This is a genomic window from Desulfofundulus thermobenzoicus, assembly GCF_009428905.1.
GTDB classification, from domain to species: Bacteria; Bacillota; Desulfotomaculia; order Desulfotomaculales; family Desulfovirgulaceae; genus Desulfofundulus_A; species Desulfofundulus_A thermobenzoicus.
Genome location: NZ_WHYR01000135.1, coordinates 1 through 628, shown reverse-complemented (window position 1 = coordinate 628; position 628 = coordinate 1). Strand labels below are relative to the sequence as shown.

The window sequence follows — 628 nt, the reverse complement described above, 5'->3', positions numbered from 1 at the left end:
GCTGTAATAGTTATTGCCTACTTTTGTGTAGTCCTTAGACACGAAGTCACCATTTCTAAATGGCACAAGCTCTTTAAAGTTCTTCGATAAGATATCAGAACCAGACATTAAATAGTTCTTCGTATCATCGCCAAGCAGGTGCAGAAGGGTTGGTGCGACATCGACTTCACCAGAGTATTTATGAATCTGTCCGCCTTTTACGCCAGGAACATGGATAAAGAGCGGCACACGCATGAGCTGCGCATTTTCATAATCTCCGATTTTTTGTCCTGTCACTTTTTCCATCGCTTCATTATGATTTTCAGAAATACCGTAATGATCTCCGTACATAATGACGACTGTGTTGTCATAGAGACCTGACTTTTTCAAATCGTTGAAGAACTGTTCAATCGCTTCATCTAAATAATGAGCCGATTGGAAGTAGTTATCGACGACAGAGTCACCGAAATCACCAGGCTCGAAATCAGTATCACCTTCATCCATTCCAAATGGGAAATGGTTCGATAAGGTAATGAATTTCGAATAAAACGGCTGCTTCATGTTTTTAAGGATTGGCATCGACTCTTTGAAGAACGGTTTGTCTTTCAGTCCATAGTTCTTCGTATCCTGCTCGTTCATATCGTAGTAC

General features: G+C 40.8%; 1 pseudogene. It reads right to left on the bottom strand.

The features are described 5' to 3' along the window. Window positions 1-628: pseudogene (gene ltaS / locus GFC01_RS17850) on the bottom strand (lipoteichoic acid synthase); the annotation flags it as partial.